1 protein-coding gene is annotated in these 1,304 nt (G+C 71.8%); it reads left to right on the forward strand.

Annotation, left to right across the window (positions count from 1 at the left end; all coding sequences use genetic code 11):
• Positions 1-1,304: type I polyketide synthase (locus EES42_RS43060; RefSeq protein ID WP_164495572.1), on the forward strand; the 1,304-nt coding region annotated here is incomplete at both ends.

The following is a 1,304-nucleotide window of genomic DNA, read 5'->3' on the forward strand; positions in this document are numbered from 1 at the left end:
AGCACCGCCAGTACGTACTGAAGCTGGTGTGTGATGAGGTTGCCCAGGCTCTGGGACACACCTCCGGCGACGCGATCGCGCCGCAGCACGCCTTCAACGACCTCGGGTTCGACTCGCTGATCGCGGTGGAGCTGCGCAACCGGCTCAGCGCCGTCACCGGCCTGCGGCTGCCCGCGACGCTGGTCTTCGACTACCCCAGCTCGGCCGCGCTGGCCGACTTCATGGTGGCGGAGGCGCTCGGTACCCAACAGGGGCGCGCCGAGGTACGGGGAACGGTCGCCGTGGCGGACGACGACCCGATCGCGATCGTCGGCATGAGCTGCCGCTACCCCGGCGGGGTCACCGACCCGGAGGACCTGTGGACGCTGCTGTCCACCTCTGGGGACGCCATATCGGGCCTGCCGTCCGATCGGGACTGGGACGTGGACCGGCTCTTCGACCCGGACCCCGACCGCCCCGGGACCTCATACACCCGCGAGGGCGGGTTCCTGCACGACGCCACGCACTTCGACGCCGCGTTCTTCGGGATCTCGCCGCGCGAGGCGCTGGCGATGGACCCGCAGCAGCGCCTGCTCCTGGAGGCGTCGTGGGAGGCGGTCGAGTCCGCGGGCATCGACCCGCTGGCCCTGCGGGGCAGCGACACGGGCGTGTTCGCCGGCCTGATGTACCACGACTACGCCGCGCACGCGAGCACGGTCGGAGAGGGCCTGGAGGGGTACCTCAGCACCGGCACCGCGGGCAGCGTGATGTCAGGACGTGTCTCGTACACGCTGGGCCTTGAGGGCCCGGCGATCACCGTGGACACGGCGTGCTCGTCATCCCTGGTCGCGCTGCACTGGGCGATCCAGTCGCTGCGGTCGGGCGAGTGCTCGATGGCGCTGGCCGGCGGCGTGACGGTGATGGCGACGCCGGGCACCTTCGTGGAGTTCTCCCGCCAGCGTGGTCTCGCTCCGGACGGTCGCTGCAAGTCGTTCGCGGCCGGGGCCGACGGCACCGGCTGGGGCGAGGGTGTCGGCATGCTGCTCGTGGAGCGCCTCTCCGACGCCCGCCGCAATGGGCACCGGGTTCTCGCGGTGGTTCGCGGCTCCGCGGTGAACCAGGACGGGGCGAGCAACGGTCTGACGGCCCCGAACGGCCCGTCGCAGCAGCGGGTGATCCGGGCCGCGTTGGCCAACGCCGGACTCGACGCCACGGATGTCGATGTCGTCGAGGCGCACGGTACGGGTACGAGGCTGGGTGACCCGATCGAGGCGCAGGCGCTGATCGCGACGTACGGGCAGGAGCGTCCGGAGGACCGGCCGCTT

It is taken from the genome of Streptomyces sp. ADI95-17 (genome assembly GCF_003846175.1).
Classification (GTDB): Bacteria; Actinomycetota; Actinomycetes; order Streptomycetales; family Streptomycetaceae; genus Streptomyces; species Streptomyces sanglieri.